Origin of the sequence: Enterobacter sp. EC_50, assembly GCF_019584525.1 — a bacterium.
GTDB classification, from domain to species: domain Bacteria; phylum Pseudomonadota; class Gammaproteobacteria; order Enterobacterales; family Enterobacteriaceae; genus Enterobacter; species Enterobacter roggenkampii.
The window spans coordinates 32,482-56,021 of the sequence record NZ_VDAF01000028.1 but is presented as its reverse complement, the minus strand read 5'-3'; the positions used below and the strand labels follow the sequence as shown (position 1 = coordinate 56,021).

At 54.4% G+C, this 23,540-nt stretch carries 21 protein-coding genes; 9 read left to right on the top strand and 12 right to left on the bottom strand.

Annotated features, from left to right (window positions below):
- From FHC48_RS23545 to FHC48_RS19870, 9 genes are all read right to left on the bottom strand, one after another.
- A partial coding sequence (locus tag FHC48_RS23545; RefSeq protein WP_225517502.1) for a hypothetical protein occupies positions 1–83 on the bottom strand: 83 nt, incomplete at its 3' end.
- Positions 84–258: 175 nt separating this feature from the next.
- Positions 259–936 carry a type A chloramphenicol O-acetyltransferase gene (gene catA / locus FHC48_RS19905; RefSeq protein ID WP_059362621.1) on the bottom strand — a complete coding sequence of 226 codons (678 nt, stop codon included), beginning with the start codon at positions 934–936 and terminating at the stop codon, positions 259–261.
- Between the two features lie 63 nt (positions 937–999).
- Positions 1,000–2,931 carry a bifunctional diguanylate cyclase/phosphodiesterase gene (locus tag FHC48_RS19900; RefSeq protein WP_023343455.1) on the bottom strand — a complete coding sequence of 644 codons (1,932 nt, stop codon included), beginning with the start codon at positions 2,929–2,931 and terminating at the stop codon, positions 1,000–1,002.
- A 17-nt stretch (positions 2,932–2,948) separates the two neighbouring features.
- Positions 2,949–3,443: a molybdopterin-dependent oxidoreductase gene (locus FHC48_RS19895; protein WP_008503255.1), complete on the bottom strand. Its 495-nt coding sequence runs from the start codon at positions 3,441–3,443 to the stop codon at positions 2,949–2,951.
- Positions 3,444–3,844: 401 nt separating this feature from the next.
- Entirely contained in the window at positions 3,845–4,426 is a 582-nt protein-coding gene (locus tag FHC48_RS19890; protein WP_119311999.1) for a cytochrome b, read from the bottom strand.
- The gene (locus tag FHC48_RS19885) at positions 4,423–5,496 is read right to left on the bottom strand and encodes a catalase family peroxidase (RefSeq protein WP_119312000.1); all 1,074 of its coding nucleotides are present in this window, start codon (positions 5,494–5,496) and stop codon (positions 4,423–4,425) included. Before FHC48_RS19885 ends, FHC48_RS19890 begins: the two co-directional genes overlap by 4 nt.
- A gap of 489 nt (positions 5,497–5,985) precedes the next feature.
- On the bottom strand, positions 5,986–7,530 hold the full coding sequence (locus FHC48_RS19880; RefSeq protein WP_065101719.1) for a DHA2 family efflux MFS transporter permease subunit: 1,545 nt from the start codon (positions 7,528–7,530) through the stop codon (positions 5,986–5,988).
- Positions 7,531–7,543: 13 nt separating this feature from the next.
- The gene (locus FHC48_RS19875; protein WP_023343458.1) at positions 7,544–8,686 is read right to left on the bottom strand and encodes an HlyD family efflux transporter periplasmic adaptor subunit; all 1,143 of its coding nucleotides are present in this window, start codon (positions 8,684–8,686) and stop codon (positions 7,544–7,546) included.
- Between the two features lie 49 nt (positions 8,687–8,735).
- A complete protein-coding gene (locus FHC48_RS19870) occupies positions 8,736–10,223 on the bottom strand; it encodes an efflux transporter outer membrane subunit (protein WP_157930008.1) in 1,488 nt (495 codons plus the stop codon).
- Positions 10,224–10,412: 189 nt separating this feature from the next.
- Here FHC48_RS19870 and FHC48_RS19865 point away from each other — a divergent pair, with 189 nt between their 5' ends.
- The 3 genes from FHC48_RS19865 (at position 10,413) to FHC48_RS19855 (ending at position 12,296) form a co-directional block, all read left to right on the top strand.
- Positions 10,413–11,057, top strand: coding sequence for a TetR/AcrR family transcriptional regulator (locus FHC48_RS19865; protein ID WP_023343460.1), 645 nt, complete (start codon positions 10,413–10,415; stop codon positions 11,055–11,057).
- A 124-nt stretch (positions 11,058–11,181) separates the two neighbouring features.
- Positions 11,182–11,586 carry an AraC family transcriptional regulator gene (locus FHC48_RS19860; RefSeq protein WP_059363672.1) on the top strand — a complete coding sequence of 135 codons (405 nt, stop codon included), beginning with the start codon at positions 11,182–11,184 and terminating at the stop codon, positions 11,584–11,586.
- A gap of 200 nt (positions 11,587–11,786) precedes the next feature.
- Positions 11,787–12,296, top strand: coding sequence for a hypothetical protein (locus tag FHC48_RS19855; protein WP_008503248.1), 510 nt, complete (start codon positions 11,787–11,789; stop codon positions 12,294–12,296).
- Between the two features lie 32 nt (positions 12,297–12,328).
- On the opposite strand, the gene FHC48_RS19850 is transcribed toward FHC48_RS19855, so the two are convergent.
- A complete protein-coding gene (locus FHC48_RS19850) occupies positions 12,329–14,113 on the bottom strand; it encodes a diguanylate cyclase (RefSeq protein WP_039023710.1) in 1,785 nt (594 codons plus the stop codon).
- Between the two features lie 118 nt (positions 14,114–14,231).
- Positions 14,232–15,341 carry an AI-2E family transporter gene (locus FHC48_RS19845; RefSeq protein ID WP_008503245.1) on the bottom strand — a complete coding sequence of 370 codons (1,110 nt, stop codon included), beginning with the start codon at positions 15,339–15,341 and terminating at the stop codon, positions 14,232–14,234.
- Between the two features lie 363 nt (positions 15,342–15,704).
- Here FHC48_RS19845 and mmuP point away from each other — a divergent pair, with 363 nt between their 5' ends.
- From mmuP to tauD, 6 genes are all read left to right on the top strand, one after another.
- A complete protein-coding gene (gene mmuP / locus FHC48_RS19840; RefSeq protein ID WP_008503244.1) occupies positions 15,705–17,105 on the top strand; it encodes an S-methylmethionine permease in 1,401 nt (466 codons plus the stop codon).
- Entirely contained in the window at positions 17,092–18,024 is a 933-nt protein-coding gene (gene mmuM / locus FHC48_RS19835) for a homocysteine S-methyltransferase (protein ID WP_059363674.1), read from the top strand. The genes mmuP and mmuM overlap by 14 nt, the downstream gene beginning before the upstream one ends.
- 225 nt (positions 18,025–18,249) lie before the next feature.
- Entirely contained in the window at positions 18,250–19,212 is a 963-nt protein-coding gene (tauA, locus tag FHC48_RS19830; RefSeq protein ID WP_023293188.1) for a taurine ABC transporter substrate-binding protein, read from the top strand.
- Between the two features lie 10 nt (positions 19,213–19,222).
- Entirely contained in the window at positions 19,223–19,990 is a 768-nt protein-coding gene (gene tauB, locus FHC48_RS19825; RefSeq protein WP_059363675.1) for a taurine ABC transporter ATP-binding subunit, read from the top strand.
- Positions 19,987–20,814 (top strand): taurine ABC transporter permease TauC, encoded by an 828-nt coding sequence (tauC, locus tag FHC48_RS19820; RefSeq protein ID WP_032656513.1) that lies wholly within the window; start codon positions 19,987–19,989, stop codon positions 20,812–20,814. Before tauB ends, tauC begins: the two co-directional genes overlap by 4 nt.
- The gene (gene tauD, locus FHC48_RS19815) at positions 20,811–21,659 is read left to right on the top strand and encodes a taurine dioxygenase (protein ID WP_032674235.1); all 849 of its coding nucleotides are present in this window, start codon (positions 20,811–20,813) and stop codon (positions 21,657–21,659) included. Before tauC ends, tauD begins: the two co-directional genes overlap by 4 nt.
- A gap of 106 nt (positions 21,660–21,765) precedes the next feature.
- Here tauD and FHC48_RS19810 read toward each other — a convergent pair whose 3' ends face one another.
- Positions 21,766–23,466: a lysophospholipid acyltransferase family protein gene (locus FHC48_RS19810; protein ID WP_059363676.1), complete on the bottom strand. Its 1,701-nt coding sequence runs from the start codon at positions 23,464–23,466 to the stop codon at positions 21,766–21,768.
- Between the last annotated feature and the right edge of the window lie 74 nt (positions 23,467–23,540).

The following is a 23,540-nucleotide window of genomic DNA, read 5'->3' as shown; positions in this document are numbered from 1 at the left end:
GTGGGCCAGTTGGTTATTTTGAACTTTTGCTTTGCCACGGAACGGTCTGCGTTGTCGGGAAGATGCGTGATCTGATCCTTCAACTCAGCAAAAGTTCGATTTATTCAACAAAGCCCTTTTGGGGGTATCCACAAAAACAAAACATGGTAAATTACATATAATTCAACAACCTATTTGGTTGTGTGTTGTTCCTATTATCGCACCATCTTTAAACGTAGTCTTCCGACTATCAAATAAACAACATTTGTCCCTTGTGCATTAGCCATTCCTCTCCTCTGAAAGCCCTGGCAAACCATCACACATCTCCTGCAACTCATTAAACATCCTTGCCACATGGAAACCATCGCACACCGAATGATGGACCTGCACCGCGAGCGGCAGCAGCACTTTTCCATCCTGCTCGTAGTATTTTCCAAACGTGAACATAGGCGAGAAGAAGTTCTTCATATGCGCAATGTTCATATTAAAGTTGGTAAACGTTACCCACGGAATAGACGAGACGAAGAAGACATTTTCCCGGGACTCTTCCTTAGGCCAGTATGAAAGGCTATTTCCATAGCGGGCCGTATCTTCTGCATACGTGTTCTGGAAGTGATGAATATTGCCGTCATAATGGCTCCACAATGACGAAAAGGTCTCCGTTTCGGGGTGGAAAATGGTGTAGCTGGGATGAACTTCATTCCATATGACAAGCTCATTGTCCTTCATGGCCATACGGAACTCAGGATGCCGGTTCATGATGTTAGACAGGAGAAAAATGATCGTCGGGTAAAACTTCCAGCCCACCGCTTTGATATGTTTTCGCAGCGCGGTAATGTCGATGAGAACGGTTTGGTTAATTGTGCATTCAGCAAATGACTGGAAGACTTCAAAATGCTCCTTCCTTGGCCAACGAGATAAATCAACAGGCGTATACTCCGGGGCTGTTTTTTTCATTGTTTAACCTTTGATTATCAACCGTCTACGTGATTTTTGGCCAGAAACAACCGAACAACCATTTCAACCGTATCTAATCTTCCTGTCAATCTCAGCCTGTGGCTTTCCGAACAGGTATCCCTGCACGAGATCGCAGCCAAGCGCCTGAAGCCGTTCAAGCTGCGCTTCGGTTTCAACACCCTCTGCAATGACCCGCATGTTGAGGCTCTTCGCCATGCCGGTAATTAACTTAACGATATTAAGGGCATCATCCTGCGTAGATATCGGATTCACAAAGGATTTATCTATCTTAATTTTATCAAAATTCAGTTCACTCAGTCGTGAGAGCGAGGAATATCCCGTTCCGAAATCATCGATAGAAATTTTGACACCCAGTGCCCGGAGCTTTTTGAGAATAGTGATCGGCATGTTGCTGTCACTGAAGAGCGAAGACTCTGTTACCTCTAGCTCAAGTCGGCTGGCCGGTAGCCCTGTCTCTTTCAGGATGGACTGCACCATCGCGGTAAACGATTTCGTGCCTAACTGAACGGGGGAGACGTTCACCGAGATCCTGGCCGGCACCGCCCAGGACACCGCTTCCCGGCAGGCCATCTCAAGCACCGACTTGCCGATCTCATTAATCATCCCCGTTTTTTCAGCGACGGAAATAAAATAATCTGGCGCGAGTATCCCTTTCACCGGGTGTATCCAGCGAATAAGCGCTTCATAGCCGTAAATTTCATTGCTGAATGAATCGACAATAGGCTGGTAATACACAACGAATTCATTGTGATCGATCGCCAGAGCCATATCATGTTCAAGGGTTCTGCTTTCCTGCAGTCTTTGCAGCATCCACTGACGGAAGACTTTGATCTGCTGCGAACCTTCTTTTTTCGCCTCGTAAAGGGCCAGATCGGCAAATTTGTATAGATAATCAGAGCGTCGTTCATTATCTGATAAAACGATGCCCACGCAGGTGGCAATTTTTATCAGCTGGTTATTAATCGTATAAGGCTGGCTGATATGATCGCTGATTTCTTTGGCGCGCGAAACGGCGGCGGTTTCCGTGAGTCCGCTGGAGAGAAGGGCGAATTCATCGCCGCCCAAACGGTAAAACGTATCCGTTGCGCTGCTCATCGAGGTCAGCCGTCGGGATACCTGATTCAGCAGCAAATCTCCCGTATCATGGCCATAGGTATCGTTGACCTCTTTGAAACGGTCTAAATCAAATAACATCACCGTGACGGGGACGTGGTTTTTATCTGCCTGAAGATTAATTTTGTTGAGATCGTCCCAGAAGAAAAGGCGGTTTTTCATGCCGGTGAGGGAGTCATGATAAACATCATACTCCAGCTTCGAGTTCTGAATTTGCAGCTTTTCTTTTGATATTTGAAGCTCGTCAGCCAGGCTCTTAACCTGCATGTGTGCTTTCAGAATATTTTTATTCTGGTAGATCATTAAGAAGCCGAGAATAAAGCTTAAAATCACCAGGAGCAATGAAAGTGCCGAGTAGATATAATACAGTATCTGTATTTTCTTATTGGATTCGTTAACTGTGTTAATATCTTTTGTTAATGCCGTGGCAGAAAGCTGGCTTAGCGGTGCATCGAGTTCATGCATATTTGTCAGGTATGCTTTTAACGCCGGGTGGCTCATATTTTCAAGATGGCTATCCAGATAGGCCAGTATGTTTTCTAAGCGTAAAGCGAGTTCCTGATGCGTTTTATCGCTGTCAATGTAGCGACCTAAATCGCCCCCCTTCATTAAATCGCCCTGACTGAGCATAATTTCGAGGCGCATGCGGACCTGGTCTATCGTAACGTCATCGGTATCGGTTGCGTATAGACCAAGCCATGATTCAAAACGGTAATACTCTGATACCAGTTGTGCCACGGACCAGGACTCAGTGTATTGAGTCAGTTTTTGCAATTCTTGCTGACGATCATAAACAAGGTATGCAATATATCCTGTCGTGATAAAAAGAGAAAAAATGATACCAACCAGTATCCTGTTCATTATGTTCTCCTGAACGACTACTCAATCTTCATTTTGCTTACCTGCCATGCTGATCGTGAGTAATAAATCTGATTATTCAACTCAGGAAGACTGTCATAGGGGTATACAATGAACGATGGGCCTTTATCGCGGATGCGCATATATTCGCCATTGACCTTTAAGGCAAGGATGGCGTTGTATTTTTTAAAGTCGCTGAGAGGGATGATGGTTGAGTAATCATTAAGCGCAATAACATTCACGTTCGTACCTTTTGCACCCACATAATCCATGAGCTTGCTCATTGGGACACCCTCAAACTTCGTACGACCGTTATACCAGGGGGAGGTTGTCTCGAAACTCACGACACCCAGTTTTTCAAGGCTGGCGAGATCAAACACTGCTTTTCCATTTTCATTGGTATTTTCTATATTACCGGAAATCGTTAAAATGGGTTTACCAACTGGTTTTGGCAGGTCGCCAGCCCAGGTTACACTCTGTACCAGACAGCATAACAGCAGTAGGGTTAATCGCATTTTGACCTCCACCTTTTAACAGAAGTATAAGAATTATAATTTAGATATCACACGAGTTGATATATTTTGTTGGGAAGTCAGGGGTTTTATCGTTTTTATTGATGTGATATCAATTAAATCAATGAGTTAGATGGTGTGGGTGACAGGGTGTTTGATACTCAAGCGACACTTAACTTTTTGATAAAAGCTAAAATTGCGGGCATAAATGCTCTGTTGATTAAAAAATAATCGCTTTAATTGAGGGATATTATCTTCTAAGACAATTGTGGGGTATTCGTGGCGTATTGACGCGTGAATCTGGAGACCAAATACGTGCTCCGGTTGTGTCCGTTGTTTCAGGATGATGACAAGCGAGGACACGAACATTTCGACTGTGCGTGTCCCCTACCACTTGCCTTACTTCAGGTCCTCCCGGATGGCTTACGCCGACTTGCCCCTTTCGCTATGCTGGCAAACACTGCGTCCCGGTAGATCCACGCGTGAACCAGTGCGGCAGAAAGATGGACCAGCACCACGGCAAAAAGCAATTTTGCCAGAAGGCTGTGGGCGTCGTGACACCAGGCATACAGTGCTGGACTGGTCGGGACAATCGCCGGCAGGTTGACGCCATCAAACATCACAATCGGCAGGCCCGCTGCCGACAGCTGCGCCCAGCCCAGCAGCGGCATTGCCAGCATTAACCCATACAGCATCCAGTGTGATGCCTTTGCGGCAAGCACCTGCCAGACGGGCAAATCGGCAGGAAGTGGGGGCGTCCGGCTCAGAAGTCGGTTGACCAGACGAACCAGTGCCAGCAGTAAAATGGCGATACCCAGCGGCCGGTGCAGTTCGATTAACCAAATCCGGTGATGTAACGACGTCATCATCGCGGCACCGATGAACAGCATAGCCAGGATCATCACCGCCATCAGCCAGTGCAGGCTCCGCGCCAGGGTATTGAAATGCTGCGGCGCGTGCTCTCGCCTATCTTTATTTGGGCTCATTTTACCTCCTGCTTTTGCACGGCTTCGGTGGCCTTGCCGTAGCCGATTTCCCGCTCACGGCGGCTGAAAGAGTGGGAGTAGGCAGCGGAACGGGCGTTTAAGATGGGATCGTCAGACACCGCAACGCCAGCAGGAACGACAGAAGGGTCAAAGTTAACGTCGCGGCACGCGCCTGTGGATTGTGCTTCGACGCGCGTCACTTCCAGCGTACCGGCCACCCTCTTTTTGCGATCGTCCGGCCATGGCTGGGAAGGGTCATCCACCGGATCGCCCGGCTGTGCGAGCTGCAAAACGTAATCCCAGTAGAGTGGCTTCTGCGCCAGGCGCTGGCGCAGGTTTTCGAACAGGAAGTTGTCATCGGCTTTCTGCCGTTGCTCATCGCTTATCGACAGGAAAGGCTCGTGCGGACGCATCATCCAGCGAACGGCTTGACGTTCCCCCTGCGCGTTCACAAGGTAAAAGGCGTTAATGCTGTAAAAGGTTGCGCCCGCGAAGCTGCCGGGGGCGGGTTTTTGTGCCGCCCATTTAAGGTATTTCTCCGCCTCCGGGTACGCTTTTAAAAAGTCTTTGAGACGCTGCGGATCCGGTTTCCCGGTGGACGCATCAACGGCCGTGGCTTTTCGCAAGGCCAGAAAACCTTCCGGGCTGTGCGTGGCGAAGAAAGGCTCGTTGTTCATCGCCATCCGCCATTGTTGCTTGTCATCTGTCTTCAGCAGCAGCGCCATGCTCAGGGTTTTGGTCGTACTATCCGGGGCATGGGGATCGCCAGTACCAATAGAGAATCGGCCCACTACGGGCACTTCCTGCTGCGAGAAGAGGCGGGAGGTTGAAAGGGAATCCGCCGAGCCGTTTGGCGTAAAGGTGCCGGCAAAGCAGATGCCTTTTCCATGCGCGCGGCGAAAACCCGGCGGGAAGGGTTTCGGTGTTTCACCCACCAGTGCCTGGCTGACCGTGCGTGACCCAAGCCAGCCCGCCGTCCATGCAAAAGCAGATGTCAGCGTACCGGCGACAACGGCGATCGCTGCCAGCGCGCCCCAGGTTTTTTTGGACCTCAAATCCAGTTTCGACATAGACGTTTTTCCAGAACAAAATATCTTCACCTGTGATGCGCAACGTATTGTGCGTGACAGGTGTTAATACAGTGGCGAATATGGCTCGAGTATAGGAACTAAGGGGCGTAAAGAAAGAATATCACGAAAAGTTTAAACCTTTCCGCTGCAAAAAAGACCGGGTTACTCATCGTGGCGGAAGTTGTGACCGAGTCGATGACCCAACGATAAAGAGTGGCGAAACAGGTAGGCGATGGCAGAAAATGTAAATAATGAACAGAAGGGAGTATGCGATATTATCGATGAGATCGTCAGTCAACGGTTTCAATCTGTGTCTGAATAATTGCCTGATTTAGGACGCTTCTTCCACTGGGAAGCGTCCACTTTTTTATAAATTGAAAAATATATTTCTGATATTAAGCACCGCTTTTTCTGTACAGAAAGTCCTGGTTTTTCATCCATCAAATTTTCTCTTTTATTTGACGCCCACATCCCTGTGCTGAATAACGATTAATGTCCTACAGATGCGGCATCAACAACGCGAGAGGGTTTCGGTGCTAAAGCAATAGCAAAAGCAGCGATAAAGAATATGACGCCTATCGACATCATCAGATTATTGGTAGAAAGCATCATGCTTTGGCTGTTAACCATCTTGTCAAAAAGCTCCCTAACAAACTGCCCACCTTGCTGAGGCGCCGAGTTGATGTACTGTGAAAGATCGCCTGTCGGGTCAACGACGGACGCCAGCCTGTCATGCGCAATATAGCGCTGGTCTTGCCATGACGTCGTCACGAGCGATGTGGCAAACGCGCCTGATAACGTTCGAACAAAGTTCATTAACCCGGCCGCCGAGGGCATTTCCGCTTCATCTACCGAGCCCATTGCAAGCCCCGTAATCGGGACATAGTACAACGGCATGCCAACGCCCATGAATAACAAAGGGACACAGATGGACCAGTAATCCATATCGGTCGTCGCGTAGGCACGCCAGAAGGTATCGAGACCGAGCCAGGCGCAGCCAAAGAAGATAAGAATGCGCGGATCGATTCTGTTGGAAAGGTTCGCGGCAACCGGAGAAAAGACCACCTGCAGAAGGCCACCCCAGGCCACTACAATCCCGGCCCATGTTGTTGTATACCCTAAGTTATATTGTAGCCACAAAGGCGTGAGGACATTCAGACCAAAAAAACACCCAAACGCAAGCGCGAGCACAAACATGCTGGCCGAGAAACCGCGATGGCGAAACACGCTGATATCGACAATCGGATGGTCAGCGGTCAGTTCCCAGATACAGAAACACAAAAAACCTATGCAGGCCACAATCGCCAGAACCCATATTTCTTCTGAGGCAAACCAGTCAAGGTCTTTCCCTTCATCCAGCATGATTTGCAGTGCGCCAACCCAGATAACCAGTAAAACAAACCCAACGATATCAATAGCGTTATTAACCAGCTCATCTTCGAAGATTTTCAATACTGACCACGCCACGACTGAAAAAGCGATGGCCATTGGAACGTTGATGATAAACACCCACGACCAGCTGTAATGATCGCAAATCCATCCACCGAGAACCGGGCCTATCACGGGCGCGAGCAATGTTGTCATCGCCCATAGTCCCGTCGCCTGCATGGATTTTTCTTTCGGGAAAATACGCAGCAGTAACGTTTGTGATAAGGCCATCAGGGGGCCTCCTGCCATGCCCTGAAAAACTCGCATCAGCAGCAGCATTCCCAGCGAAGTGGAAAGGCCACAAAGCAATGAAAAAATACCGAACATGAACACGGAAATGGAGAAAACGCGCACGCCGCCAAACCGTGTGGTTAACCATCCTGAAAGCGGTACCGTAATGGCTTCAGCAACGGCATAGGCCGTGATGATCCAGGTGCCCTGGCTGGTGCCTGCGCCCAGGGCACCAGCCATATTGGGTTGAGTGACGTTTGCAATGGTCATGTTGAGCACGGCTAAAAAGTTCGCCATTGCAAGAACCAGGGCACCCACCCATAACATACCGCCCTTCAGCGAAGGAGGCTGGTTATCGATAACGAATGTAGACATAGCCCGGTTTCCGTTATTCACTTTTTAAATTAACTGTCGCTTTCATGGACAGCCCAACCCGCAGCGGATGTGCTGCAAGCTCGTCAGCATTGAGTTTGATGCGTACGGGTAAACGCTGAACAACCTTAATCCAGTTACCCGTTGCGTTCTGAGCAGGAATAACTGAAAACGCTGCGCCGGTTCCGCCATCAAAGCCTTCTACCGTTCCATGAAAAAGCACGTTATCGCCATACAGATCGCTTACCAGCTCCACTTTCTGCCCCACTTTCACATGCTGGAGTTGAACCTCCTTGAAGTTGGCATTGACGTGAATTTGCTGTACTGGCACCACGGACAATAACGGTGTGGAAGGTTGTACACGTTGCCCAAGCTCGACCTGGCGACGAGCAACCACGCCATCGACTGGCGAACGGATTACGGTTCTTTCCAGATCCAGTCTGGCCTGATCGCGCTTCGCTCTGGCAAGGACAACTTCAGGGTTGGTCTCGGTATCTGCGTTCTCAATCAGAACGGCATTCGCTTGTCTTGCACCCACCGCCGCCTGTTTTGCAGCATCTGCTTGCGCCACGGCGGCTTTAGCGGCATTCAGGTTTGCCAGAGCGGAAGCATAAACGTTTTGAATGCGCGTCAGCTCGTCGCCTGAAATCGCGCCTGTCTGCATGAGCGCCTCGCGTCGTTTGAGGTCAACCGTCGCGCGCTGGAAGTCAGCGTTTGCGGCATCAACCTGGGCCAGCAGGCGTTTTTGCTCTTTTTCATTAGCCACAACTTCTGCGCCGAGCTTTGTATCAGTGGCCTTATATCCATTTACTCGCCGAATGGACAGGTTCAGGTCTGCTTCCGCCTGATTAAGGGCTAGCTGCGCGTCGGTGGGATCCAGCTGGATCAGAACATCGCCTTTTTTTACCACCTGGGAATCCGTGACCAGGATGGCGCTTACCGTACCGGTAACGGCAGAAGAGAGTTGGGCTGATTCGACATCGGTATAGGCGTTATCGGTTTCAACATACCGGGAACCGACGAATTCCCACCAGGCAAAAGAGCCTGCACCAGCAAGCGCAATACTCATTGCAAGACAGGAGAACAAACGTTTTCTCTTTTTCTTTTTGATATCGGGTGATTCAATATTTTGATTTTCAATCGCTGCAGAATGACTCATTTTATTTCCTTTCTTTCCACTATTTAGTTATTAACCTGGTGTTAAATAATCACTGTTTGCTCGAGGTATATCCGCCGCCTAATGCGCGCGCTAATGCGACGTCAATCGTAAAGGCACGAGAATTAACGTCGGCTAATTTTCTGCGGGCAGCGACCAGCTCGTCTTCCGAGGATAAGACGTCAAGATAATCAGCAACTTTTCCTTCATACCTTTGTCTGGTAAGCGAATACGCTTTTTCTGCTGACGCGACTGCCGCCTGAGAATACAGCATCTCGTCTTTAAGAGAGGCTCTGCTGGTGAGCGCATCGCTCACTTCACGAAGTGCATTCGTTAACGTGTCGTTATATACATTCACCGCAATGTCATATTCACCGCTGGCGTATTTCAAATCACCCTGTAGCTGTTGCGTATTAAATATGGGCAACGATATTGCCGGGCCAAAGCTGCCAATTGCTGAGCCACTTCGGGTAAGGTTGTTAATACCCAATGACTGGAATCCGGCAAAGGCAACCAGATTAACGCTCGGGTAAAAACCGGCTTTTTTCTGTTTGATTTTCTCTGCTGCCGCCTCTGCGCGTAAACGTGCCGCGACAATATCGGGACGGCGACCAATCAGATCCAACGCAATATTGGGAGGAAGGTCCTCATGCGCTAAAAGCGTTGCCTTAGGCGCGGTTATGGCCAGCGCCCTGTCAGGCCCGTCACCGATCAATGCGGCGAGGGCATGTTTTTTGATCGCAATCGCTTCATCTATTGCCACCAGGTTTGCTTTTGCGTTGAGTTGACGCGTCTCAACCTGTTGAAGGCTGGATAAATCTTCAAGCCCCGCGTCATGCCGTTGCTGGAACAACGCAAGCGTACTGGTTCGTATCGTCAGGGTATCGTTAAGCGTTTCGCGAACGGTGTATAAATGCGCCAGCTCCGCGTAAACGGTAACAACAGACGAAGACAGCACCAGTCTTGTTTGCGCTTTTTCCGCGACTGCCGCCATTTCACCTGACGTTGCAGCCGCGAGCGCCGCGCGGTTTTTACCCCAAAAATCAATTTCCCAGCTCATATCCAGCGTGGTGCGCCCATAGCTGTTCCAGTTTTGGGGTGTTGCGCTTTCAGGCGTCACATAGTTGTAACTCATTTTGTCCCGCATAAAGCTGGCGTTAGCGGTGACCTCGGGGAAAAGCGATCCGCTCGCGCTTTGGGTCATCGCCTGCGCTTGCTTCACGCGAGCGTCGGCGATGTTAAGCGTAGGGGAATTTTTGAGCGCGTCATCAATCAGTCCGTTGAGCTGCTCATCACCGTATTTTTTCCACCAGTCATCTTTCGGCCACTGGCCGTTCTGATGTGGGAAACTCTGATCGCTTTTAAGTTGTGTGACCGTCTTCATAGGCGGTGGGGTGCCGAGATCGGGGATCATGGCGCATCCGCTCAGGCTGATGGCGGAAAAGACAACACAGCCCATCACTATCCTGGACCGGGTTGAACCGGAAATACGACACCTCGGGAGTGCCTCCTGAAAACCTTTCATCAGTACGCTCATCATGCTGTTCATCAAGTAGTCCAAATGCAGTACCGTACAGTACGGTACGATTTATGTCTTGACTTCTGAGCGCCGTCAAATAAAAATGTACTCGTCGGTACGATTACGAACCCTACTCACAGACGTGATTCCGAAATCAGATAACAAAAAGTGTTGGCGAGCGGCCAAATACCTAAACTACCGAGGAAACATATGGATAAAAGAGCGCTTAAACGGCAACAGATTCTGGACGTTGCATCCGGGCTGTTTCGACAAAAAGGATTTGATGCTACGTCTATCTCTGAGATCAACGCGATTGTGGGTGGCTCAAAATCGACAATTTACAGTCACTTTTCTTCGAAAGAAGAGCTATTTGTAGAATGCATGTCTTCTGAAACAGAACAGTATATTAAGAGCATGACTATTGAAACTGCAGGGCAGGTGCGCCTTTTCAGAAAATCACCACAGCTGGTTATCGAGCAATTTGCCGTTGCCTTTTTACGCTATATTTGTTCACCGGATATTGTGGACTTGCAAAGATTAATGATTTCCGAAGCCGGAAGGTCGGGAATTGGAGAGTTGTATTATGAACGAATGCAAAAACTTCGTTCAAACGTATCGGCGCTTTTCACCGATTTAATGAATCAAAATATTTTAAGAAAAGATGACCCAGTGCTGGCCGCTGAGTATTTTCGCTCTCTTCTCCAGGCCGGTATCCTTGAACCCTTGCTTTTAAAAGCACGAAAGGATCAGCCGGACGAAAGTGAAATTGTCATGAAAGCGCAGGCCTCCGTTAATGCGTTTATGAAGTTGTATGGTCCTGAACAAAATGAGGATGTTGCAAAGACATCTCACTAAAATACAGTAAGCATTCTCTCACCCTATTATTAGGGTGATTTTTTCTTTTTGGAAATATTATTTTCAATTGTCATTGGATGACATTGCCAGCGGACTTCTTGTAAATAAAATTTCGTGGATACTTATGTGTATAAAGTTTACTCTCTTAAAAGATCGTGAAGCTGTAATTAAGTCCCTGACTCACTGGATTGACTCGAATTTATACAGACCCATTACCGTTCTGGATGTGGCGCGAAAATCCGGTTATTCATTGGCTTATATTCAACGAAACTTTCGCCAGGAGTGTGGCATAAGTATAGGTCTCTATATCCGCAGCCGGAAACTTGAAAAAGCCGCGCATATGCTCAGACACACGCAGCTCTCTGTTTCACATATATTTACAATGCTAGGCTATGAAGAGCCGTCTACCTTCAGCAGAGCGTTCTCAAACCAATATGGACTCTCCCCAACCAAATACCGTGAGATGGCTAAAAAAAGTCATTACATGAATGGCTTGTCGATATTGATTACTGAGGTGACGCGCGACTAATCCTTGAAAGATCGAGACGCAAGCGGCATAAAAACGCTTGCGTACTACGACCGAAAAACCCAGAGTGTGCTCCGGATAGACTAAAAGTGTTACCTATGTTCCCGGTCTGATCTGTCACCTATGTATCCGGTCATACACAGCAGCCACCCGGGCAATGATTGACCTTCTGACCCGACAAGAATGACAAGGACGAGTCCACCATGAAAAAAGCGCGTTTTTCCTTTTGGATCCCTCTCATCGCGGGCGGGATAGCACTGATATCGGCTTTTGTGGTCTGGTCAGTCAACATTTACCGCGTGACATACCTTTCGATCCGCGGGGAGCAGTACCTTGCCTGTGGGGCGTTGCTGCTGGCGCTGGTGCCGATGGTCTATTTCATCAGAAAGGGGAGACTGAAAGGTAAGCGCCTTGCTGACGCGGTAAAAATCTACCTTGGCTTCTTTATTTGCAGCCTGCCGGTTGCCATGTTTGCGGTCTTTACAACGGCCTGGCTGCTGGAGGGGGACTATTCGGCCTGGAGCAAACCTTACCGGTATGAGTCCAGTACCCGCCACAGCTGCTCGGGTGCGGAAGTCTACGAGCCGGAATTAAAGAAGGAGATCCGCATCTGTAACCCTCAGGGGAACGTTTATTCCGATACCACCCTGTATGTGGAAAAGCGGAGCAATGCCCTGGGGATTGTCGTGCTCTGGGCTATCACGCGCGCCTGAACCGGGGGAAAGTCAGGGCGCGAGAATCAGCCTCAGCCCGCCTCCAGCATCCCAAAACTCACAATCCGCGCCCGTCCCAGCTCTTTTGCCCGGTATAGCGCCACATCCGCGGCGCGCAGCAGATTGTCGGTCTGGGCATGTTGTGGGTAGCTGGCAATGCCAATCGACACGTCCACCGGCCCAATCTCAGTCAGCCCGTAGCGAAGCGACAGCTCATGCACGCCGGTGTAAATCTTCTGCGCGCAGGCGTACGCTTCTGCTTCATCGGCACCGGAAAGCAGCACCAGAAACTCCTCGCCCCCGTAGCGGAATGCCAGCCCGTTGTCATGTGCGGCCCGCTGAACAATTGACGCCACGCTTTTGATCACCAGATCGCCCGCTTCATGGCCGAAACGGTCGTTAATGCTCTTGAAGTGGTCGATATCAATCATCATGCAGCTTAACGGTACGCCAGTGCGTATCGCCTGTGCCGTTTGGGTTTGCAGGGTATCTTCCAGATGATGACGATTACGCAGGCCGGTGAGCGGGTCAAACAACGCTTTTTCCAGCAACGCGTCGCGCAGACGCTGGTTGGCCAGCGCCAGCCCGAGCGCCTCGGCCATCAGCTCCAGATACGCGCGGGAAGGGGCATTGTCCGCTGAAATATTCTGGAAGGAGAGCAGGCCAATGGCCTCACCCTGAGCGATAAGCGGCACGCAAAGCGCGCTTTCCGCCTGGGATGCCGGAAGATGGTAGCAGGCAATATCCGGCTCGCCGTTCACCGGCGGGTGACTCTGCCCGCGACGCACGGCCCAGCACTCGTCCGGGTGGAACGTCGTCTCTTCACCCACCGGCGAAAGCCATTGCGCGACGCAGCGCATCTGCCACGGCTCGCGGTCAAGGACGTAGAGCCGGCCCGCGATCCCCGGCGCGATATTGGGGGCAAACAGCTCCGCCACGTTAATCACATCGTTAAAGTTCTCACACCCCTGCAGCCGCTGGGTCATGCGCGCCAGCAGCTCGCGGATGGCCCAGTCGGCATCGCGCTCTTTTTCCAGACGCTGCCGCGCCAGGCCGTTTTCACGGAAGATGCTGATGGCCTGAGCCATATCGCCTATCTCATCAATCTGGTTGAAATTGGGCGTTTCAACCGCGTAATCCTGGGATGCCAGGCGGTGCACCACGTCGCTCAGGCGCACCACGGGGCGCAGCACGCGGCGTTTTAATATAAAGCCGAGCACAAACAGGAACAGCAGGGCGGTCAGGCCGACCGTCAGCTCAGAGGCGGTACGCAGCGCTTTCGATTTTTTGGTCGCCTCCTTAACGGCGGCGATGACGCGCTTATCGAGTATCTGGCGGAAGTGATCGAGCTGATTCTGCGCGCGCTCAAGCTCCTGCTCATAGGGCTGACCATAGAGCAAGGCTACGGCCTGGGCGTCTTCACCGCGTTCCAGGCTTTCGAGGGCGGTTTGCTGCTCGTCCTGCAGCTCATCGACGATCTTTATTCCTTCATGCAGCAGGGCCAGTTCTTCATCCGATGCGCCGTTATCCTGCAGCTTTTCCAGCCGAAGCTCGATGCGCTTCAGGCTGTTTTCTGCCTGGTTATATTCCTTGAGCACCTGAGGATCTTTTTTAATGGCGTACAGCCGCGCTAAATCAGACTGCGCCCAGATATCGGTTTCGATATCTTCCGTCAGCTGATCAAATTTCTGCCGTTGTTCAACGGCCTGACGCTCGAGGGTATCCGCACTGGACGCCATCAGCATGATGATGCCTGAGGCGATGGTCAGGCAGACCGTGGCCCCATAGGCCCAGTTTGTTATCGTCGCGATTCGCACCAGATGATCCTTTTACGACATGAGTAGGATGGCGTTCTTCAAATTATAGAAAACGTCTGATTTAAGGCGAAAAAAAGGCGGCACGGCGCCGCCTGATGTGGTCTTTATCGTCACTTCCTTACAAATCTGGAGGATTTTTTCCTTCTTCGATGAAATCCGCGTCCAGCTCTTCGGCGTTGCCTTCGTGATCGCGCCCGGAGAAGAGGTTCCAGCAGGCGATAAACAGCGCGGCGATGAGCGGCCCAATCACAAAGCCGTTAATGCCGTACAGCTCCATGCCGCCGAGGGTGGAGATCAGAATCAGGTAGTCCGGCATTTTGGTGTCTTTCCCCACCAGCAGCGGGCGCAGGATGTTGTCCACCAGCCCGACGACGATCACGAAGAAGCCGACAATAAACAGCCCCTGCCAGATCTGGTGCGTGGCGAACAGGAAGATAGCGGCGGGCACCCAGACAATCGCCGAGCCGATGGCGGGCACCAGCGAGAGGAAGGCCATCAATGCGCCCCAGAGCACGCTGCCGTCGATACCGGCAATGGCAAAGGCAATCCCGCCGAGGATGCCCTGAACCACGGCCACCGCCGCCGTCCCTTTTACCGTGGCGCGCGACACGCCGACGAATTTGGCGAACAGATGCTGCTTGGCAAAATCGGACAGGGGCAGGGAGTCGAGGATCTGGCGTACCAGATACGGGCCGTCTTTCAGCAGGAAGAACAGCAGATACAGCATGATGCCGAAGCTAATCGCAAAGCCAAACGTGCCTTTGCCGATCAGGAACGCGCTGCCCGCCAGATACTGTCCGCCCTGCAGCGCGACGTCGGAGAGTTTTTTCTGGATCTGCGCCGCGTTGGTCAGGTTGTGATCCGCCAGGAAGCCGCTGGCCCAGTCAGGCAGGTGGTTGAAGATGCTCGCCACCACTTCCGGGAACTGGGTATTGTTCTCCTGCAGTTTGGTGTAAACCACGTTCAGCTCAATGGCGAGCGAGGAGAGGATCACCATCAGCGGAATAAAGACGATCAGGCAGATAATACCGATGGTCAACAGCGAGGCCAGCCCGTTGCGATCCCCCAGCGCGGCGCGCAGCTTGTTTTTTACCGGATTGAAGATTACGGTCAGAATGGCGGCCCAAAGTATCGCGGAGAAGTAGGGCGACAGCACGTCGAAGAAGGCCCAGGTCACAAGGGCGAGAATGAAAATAAAGAAACCTTTAGTCAGTCCGTTAAAGCGCATCAGTCAGTCCTGGTTACTAAGAAACTGTGACGACTATAGAACCGATTGTGAGAATTACCAACCTTGCGCCGGGTGGCGGCTGCGCCTTACCCGTCCTACGGGGAGTGTTACGGTATGACTTCGCGCTTTACGGATACCACTTTCGACTGACCGAAGATCGACTTTTCCCGCACCATGCTGTAAGTATCTGCTTGCGGAGGTGCTTATGGCCTGGCGTCCGATTCTGTATGTGATCCTCACAACCCACCCCAGACTCAGCGCGCGGCGCGCCCGTTTGCGTCTGGTCATCTAGCTTTTTATTAACAATCGCGGTATAACACACCTTCTTTGGATGTTTAGATGTCCATACGTATAGAAGGTAATATGCAAACACAACAAGAAAATGGGCAGCTTAAGCGCACCATGAAAACACGCCACCTTATAATGCTCTCGCTGGGTGGCGTGATTGGGACAGGGTTATTCTTTAATACCGGCTACATCATTTCCACGACCGGGGCGGCGGGCACGCTGCTGGCCTACCTGATAGGTGCGCTGGTGGTCTGGCTGGTGATGCAGTGTCTGGGCGAACTCTCCGTGGCGATGCCGGAAACCGGCGCGTTCCACGTCTATGCCGCGCGCTATCTTGGCCCGGCGACGGGCTACACCGTGGCGTGGCTCTACTGGCTCACCTGGACGGTAGCGCTCGGCTCGAGCTTTACCGCCGCGGGCTTCTGCATGCAGTACTGGTTCCCGCAGGTGCCCGTCTGGGCGTGGTGCGTGGTCTTCTGCGTGGTGATTTTTGGCCTGAACGTCATTTCCACGCGCTTCTTTGCGGAGGGTGAGTTCTGGTTCTCCCTGGTGAAAGTCATCACCATCATCGCCTTTATTATTCTTGGCGGCGCGGCGGTCTTTGGCTTTATCCCGATGCAGGACGGTTCACCCGCGCCGGGCTTAAGCAACATCACCGCCGAGGGCTGGTTCCCGCACGGCGGCCTGCCGATCCTGATGACCATGGTGGCGGTGAACTTTGCCTTCTCCGGGACCGAACTCATCGGTATCGCAGCAGGGGAAACGGAAAACCCGCACAAGGTCATCCCGGTGGCGATCCGCACCACCATTGCGCGCCTGATCATCTTCTTTATCGGCACCGTGTTTGTGCTGGCGGCGCTGATCCCGATGCAGCAGGCGGGCGTGGAAAAGAGCCCGTTCGTGCTGGTGTTTGAAAAGGTCGGTATTCCTTACGCGGCGGATATTTTTAACTTCGTGATCCTGACGGCGATCCTTTCGGCGGCGAACTCCGGGCTGTACGCCTCCGGGCGCATGCTATGGTCGCTCTCTAATGAGAAAACGCTCCCGCGCTGCTTTGCCCGCGTGAATAAAAACGGCGTGCCGCTGACGGCGCTCTCGGTTTCTATGCTCGGCGGCGTGCTGGCGCTCTTCTCAAGCGTCGTGGCGCCGGACACGGTATTTGTCGCGCTCTCGGCGATTTCTGGCTTTGCGGTGGTAGCCGTCTGGATCAGCATCTGTGCGTCGCACTTCGTCTTCCGTCGTCGCCATCTGCAGTCCGGCCAGCCGCTCTCTGCGCTGCAGTACCGCGCGCCGTGGTATCCGCTGGTGCCGGTGCTCGGGTTTATCCTCTGCGTGGTGGCCTGCGTCGGCCTGTGGTTTGACCCAAGCCAGCGCATTGCCCTTTATTGCGGGATCCCGTTTGTCGCCCTGTGTTATGGTGCCTACTACCTGACCCGAAATATGACATCGCAGGAGCCTGAACATGTCGCAGAATAATCCGCTTACCGCCCTCCTTGAAAAGCAGCCGTTTGTGGTGCTGGATGGCGCGATGGCGACGGAGCTGGAAGCGCGCGGCTGTAACCTGGCAGACAGCCTCTGGTCTGCCAAAGTGCTGATGGAAAACCCGGAGCTTATCCGTGAAGTGCACCTTGATTACTACCGCGCGGGCGCGCAGGTGGCGATCACCGCCAGTTACCAGGCCACGCCTGCGGGCTTTGCGGCCCGCGGCCTGGACGAGGCGCAGTCCCGAACGCTAATTGGCAGAAGCGTGGAGCTGGCGCGTAAGGCGCGTGAAGCGTATCTGGCCGAAAACCCGCATGCGGGCACGCTGCTGGTGGCGGGCTCCGTTGGGCCGTATGGTGCCTATCTGGCGGATGGCTCAGAGTATCGCGGTGACTACGTGCGCAGCGCTGAGGAGTTTACTGCCTTCCACCGCCCGCGCGTGGAAGCGCTGCTGGACGCGGGCGCTGACCTGTTGGCCTGCGAAACGCTGCCGTCTTTTGCCGAGATTAAGGCGCTGGCGGCCCTTCTGGCCGGGTATCCCCGCGCCCGGGCGTGGTTCTCCTTTACCCTGCGGGACAGCGAGCACCTGAGCGACGGCACGCCGCTGCGTGACGTGGTCAGCGTGCTGGCCGACTCTCCGCATATCGTCGCGCTGGGCATTAACTGCATCGCGCTGGAAAATACCACGGCGGCGCTGAAGCACCTGCAGAGCCTGACGTCGCTGCCGCTGGTGGTCTACCCGAACTCAGGCGAGCATTATGATGCGGTGACCAAAACCTGGCACCACCACGGCGAAGCGTGTGAGACGCTGGCGGGGTATCTGCCCCAGTGGCTGGACGCCGGAGCGAAGCTGATTGGTGGCTGCTGTCGCACCACGCCGAAGGATGTTGCTGAGCTTAACGCGAAGCGCTGATTTTTTTTGCCGGGTGGCGGCTGCGCCTTACCCGGCCTACGGATCGCACAATGTGTAGGCCGGGTAAGCGCAGCGCCACCCGGCATAAAACAACCGCACAAAACCAACTATCCTTTCCCATTTTTTATCTAAAAACGAATCGTTATGAGCGATTCATTTTTATTCCTTTATCAAAATTCCCGCGTTGGAAATACTGCCCTCATAACAACAAGGGGAGCAGGCACTATGGCAATTTCATCGCGAATCACACTACTCGGCGCACTGGCGCTGTGGGCATTTCAGGCGCAGGCGGTGGACGTCACCGTCGCGTATCAAACTTCTGCGGAACCGGCGAAAGTCGCGCAGGCGGATAACACCTTTGCCAAAGAGAGCGGCGCGAAGGTCGACTGGCGCAAGTTCGACAGCGGCGCGTCCGTGGTGCGTGCGTTAGCCTCCGGCGACGTGCAGATCGGCAATATCGGTTCCAGCCCGCTGGCGGTTGCGGCCAGCCAGCAGGTGCCGATTGAGGTGTTCCTGCTCGCCTCGCAGCTCGGTAACTCTGAAGCGCTGGTGGTGAAGAAAAACATCACCAAACCGGAAGACCTGATCGGCAAACGCATCGCCGTGCCGTTTATCTCCACCACCCACTACAGCCTGCTGGCGGCGCTGAAACACTGGGGCATCAAGCCGGGTCAGGTTCAAATCATCAACCTGCAGCCGCCGGCGATTATCGCGGCCTGGCAGCGCGGCGACATTGACGGGGCCTATGTGTGGGCGCCTGCGGTGAACGAGCTGGAAAAAGACGGCACCGTGCTGACCGACTCCGAAAAAGTGGGCCAGTGGGGCGCGCCGACCCTCGACGTGTGGGTCGTGCGCAAAGACTTCGCCGAGAAACATCCTGAGGTGGTGAAAGCCTTCGCGAAAAGCGCGATTGACGCCCAGCAGCCGTACATCAGTAACCCGGATGAATGGCTGAAGCAGCCCGCCAACCTGGAAAAACTCTCCCGCCTGAGCGGCGTGCCGGAAGCGGACGTGCCGGGGCTGGTGAAGGGCAATACCTATCTGACCCCCGCGCAGCAGGTGCAGCAGCTGACCGGGCCGGTTAACAAAGCGATTGTGGATACCGCCACCTTCCTGAAGGAGCAGGGCAAAGTGCCCGCAGTAGCGGCGGATTACAGCCAGTACGTGACCGATCGTTTTGTGAAATAAGGAGTTCGCCATGCTGAATATTACAAATCTGTCTGCCGATTACGGTGGTAAACCCGCCTTACAGGACATCAACCTGACGCTGGACAGCGGTGAGCTGCTGGTGGTGCTGGGCCCGTCCGGGTGCGGAAAAACCACGCTGCTGAATCTCATCGCCGGGTTTGTCCCTTATCAGCATGGCACCATTCAACTGGAAGGCAAAAAGGTGGAGGGCCCCGGCGCCGAGCGCGGCGTGGTCTTCCAGAATGAAGGCCTGCTTCCCTGGCGCAACGTGCAGGAAAACGTGGCGTTTGGGCTGCAGCTTGCGGGCATCCATCGCGAACAGCGGCTGGAAACGGCGCGGGCGATGCTGAAAAAAGTGGGGCTGGAAGGGGCGGAAAAACGCTATATCTGGCAGCTTTCCGGCGGCCAGCGACAGCGCGTCGGGATTGCCCGCGCGCTGGCCGCGAATCCGCAGCTGTTGCTGCTGGACGAGCCGTTCGGGGCGCTGGATGCCTTCACCCGCGAGCAGATGCAAACCCTGCTGCTGCGCCTCTGGCATGAGACGGGCAAGCAGGTGCTGTTGATTACCCACGATATCGAAGAGGCGGTGTTTATGGCCACCGAGCTGGTGCTGCTGTCCCCGGGGCCGGGCCGCGTGCTGGAGCGCTTGCCGCTGGAATTCGCCCGCCGCTACGTCGCGGGGGAACCCGTGCGCAGCATCAAATCCGATCCGCGGTTTATTGAGCAGCGTGAATACGTCTTAAGCCGCGTGTTTGAACAACGGGAGGCCTTCTCATGAGCATCGTGTTCAGTGAAAAAACGCGCCGCACGCGTCTGGCGCTGCGCTGGCCTTTCTCGCGCCAAATTACGCTGAGCGTCGGTACGCTGCTGGTGCTGCTGGCGGTGTGGTGGGCGGTTGCTGCCCAGCAGTGGGTCAGCCCGCTGTTTCTGCCGCCGCCGGGACAGGTGCTGAGCAAACTTATTACCATCGCCGGGCCGCAGGGCTTTATGGATGCCACGCTCTGGCAGCACTTAGGCGCCAGCCTGGCGCGCATTCTGGTGGCGCTGCTGGCGGCGGTGATTATCGGCATTCCCGTGGGGATTGCGATGGGGCTGAGCCCGACGGTGCGCGGCATCCTCGACCCGCTGATTGAGCTTTATCGTCCGGTCCCGCCGCTGGCCTATCTGCCGCTGATGGTGATCTGGTTCGGCATCGGTGAAACGTCAAAAATCCTGCTGATCTATCTGGCAATTTTCGCCCCGGTGGCCATGTCGGCGCTGGCGGGCGTGAAGAGCGCCCAGCAGGTGCGGATCCGCGCGGCGCAGTCGCTGGGAGCCAGCCGCACGCAGGTGCTGCTGTTCGTGATTTTACCGGGCGCACTGCCGGAGATATTAACCGGGCTGCGCATCGGCCTTGGCGTGGGCTGGTCCACGCTGGTGGCGGCAGAGCTGATTGCCGCCACGCGCGGCCTCGGGTTTATGGTGCAGTCGGCGGGAGAGTTCCTGGCGACTGACGTGGTGCTGGCAGGGATCGCGGTGATCGCCGCGATTGCCTTCGGATTAGAACTGGGGCTGCGCGCGTTACAGCGCCGCCTGACGCCCTGGCATGGAGAAATACAATGAGTGAACGTCTGACCATTACCCCGCTGGGGCCGTACATTGGCGCACAGGTGTCGGGCCTGGATGTGACCCGTCCGCTGAGCGATAACCAGTTCGAGCAGCTGTACCACGCGGTGCTGCGTCATCAGGTGGTGTTCCTGCGCGAACAGGCGATCACCCCGCAGCAGCAGCGCGCGCTGGCCCTGCGGTTTGGCGATCTGCATATCCACCCGGTCTATCCGCATGCGGAAGGGGTGGAGGAGATTATCGTCCTCGACACCCACAACGATAACCCGCCGGATAACGATAACTGGCACACCGACGTGACCTTTATCGAGACGCCGCCCGCCGGGGCGATTCTGGCGGCGAAGCTGCTGCCGGAGACGGGGGGAGATACCCTGTGGACCAGCGGCATTGCGGCGTATGAGGCGCTCTCCGAGCCGTTCCGGACGCTGCTGAGCGGGCTGCGGGCGGAGCACGACTTCAAAAAATCGTTCCAGGAGTACAAGTACCGTAAAACGGAAGAGGAGCATCAGCGCTGGCAGGAGGCGGTGGCGAAACATCCTCCGCTGCTGCACCCGGTGGTGCGGACCCATCCGGTGACGGGCAAGCAGGCGCTGTTCGTCAACGAAGGGTTCACCACGCGCATCGTGGACGTGACGGAAAAAGAGAGTGAGGCGCTGCTCAGTTTCCTGTTCGCGCATATCACCAAGCCGGAGTTCCAGGTGCGCTGGCGCTGGCAGGAGAACGATCTGGCGATCTGGGATAACCGCGTGACGCAGCATTATGCCAATGCGGACTATCTGCCGCAGCGCCGGATTATGCAGCGGGCGACGATTTTGGGCGATAAGCCGTTTTACCGCCCCTGATCCTGTAGTACCTGTAGGCCGGGTAAGCGCAGCGCCACCCGGCGAAAACGGTGCACAATTGCCGGGTGGCGGCTACGCCTTACCCGGCCTACAAAATACCGCACATTTAAAGGTGCGCCTCAATATACCGCTGATAGCGGTTCGCCTTCAGGTAACACAAATCCACCAGCACCAGGCCGTCAACGCAGTTGTTGAACGCCGGGTCGCTGCCAAAATCAATAAACTGCACGCCGCCGGGCTCGCACAGCTCGGAATATTGCTTATAAAGCGGCGGAATGCCGCAGCCAAGATTGCCGAGCAGGGATTTCAGCTTCGTCAGATCGTCCACGTAATCCACGCCGCCAAACTGCGCCAGCACGTCCGGCAGGGACGCGGGATACGGCTGGCGCGAGGCGGCGAGCGGATGCGTCGCCGGGAACCACAGGCGGTAAAATGCCACCAGCAGATCCCGCGCGGCAGGCGGTAAGCCGCCGGAAATCGAGACCGGACCAAACAGGTAGCGGTAGTGCGGATAACGCGCCAGATACGCCCCAATGCCGGACCATAAATAGTCCAGGCCGCGGCGCCCCCAGTAGCGCGGCTGAATAAAGCTGCGCCCCAGCTCAATGCCGTGTTCCAGCACGTCATGCATTTTGTCGTCGTAGTGGAACAGGCTATAGCTGTACAACCCCTCAACGCCGCGCTTTTCGATCTGCATGGCCGTCGGCATAAAGCGATACGCCCCGACGATCTCCAGATCGTCCTCATCCCACAGGATCAGGTGCAGATAGTCATCGTCGTAGCTGTCGGTGTCCCGGCGTTTGCCGCTTCCTTCCTCCACCGCGCGAAAGGCAATCTCGCGCAGGCGGCCCAGCTCGCGCAGCAGCGGGGCGTCTTCCTGACCGTTGCGCTGCCAAAGATAGATGGTTTTACCGTCGCTGGTTTTGCCCAGAGATTCGGCCTGCGCCAGCGCGCGCTTCAAAGTGGCCCGGTCTTCCGGACGGGCAATCGCGCACTGGGTTTTAAAGACGCCGGGCACTCCCTTGCCAAGACGCATCACGTGCTGACGGCACTGCTCGGCCATCTCACGCGACGAAAGGGTGGCGCTGTGCCAGTGATGCCACGCAATTTGCTGGCCGATTTTAATCGGCAGCTGGCTGTGGCGGCGGCGGAACATCTGCTGCATCAGCAGCAGCATCGACAGTGTCGGGGAGACCAGCGTGCTGGCGTAAAAGAGCAGGCTGTTGTGCGCCTGAATATGCACCGGCAGCAGCGGGACGCGCAGCTTGCCGGCGAGTTTGATAAAGCCAGAGTGCCATTTCTTATCGCGAATGCCTTTGCGCGTGGGGCGGGAAACTTCGCCTGCCGGGAAGAAGATCAGTACGCCCGCGTTTTGCAGGTGCTGTTCCATCTGCACCAGCGACGACTTCGCCGTCCTGCCGCCCATATTGTCCACCGGAATAAACAGCGAGCTGAGGGGCTCAAGGTGGGTCAGCATCCGGTTGGTCACGACTTTAACGTCGCGCCGCACGCGGGAGACGGCGTACAGCAACGCCAGACCGTCCAGCGTACCCGTCGGGTGGTTGGCAATGATGACCAGCGGGCCATGTTCGGGGATTTGTTCGAGATCGCGGGCGGAAACGGTGCAGAGAATATCCAGGTGTTCCAGAACCTGCTCCACCATATCCAGTCCTTTCAGGTGGCGGTGGGCGGCGGCAAATTGCTGAAACTCGTCTTCGTAGAACAGTCTTTTTAACAGACTTTTTTGCCAGGGTGCGGGCCTCGCCTGAGGCCAAAGATCGTCGAGAACGCTATCGAGGCTAAACATGGTCACTCCTCCTGCCGTCTTGCGAAGACAGTAGAAGGCGCAGATGTCGGTTGTATTGCAGTTGGGTGAAGATT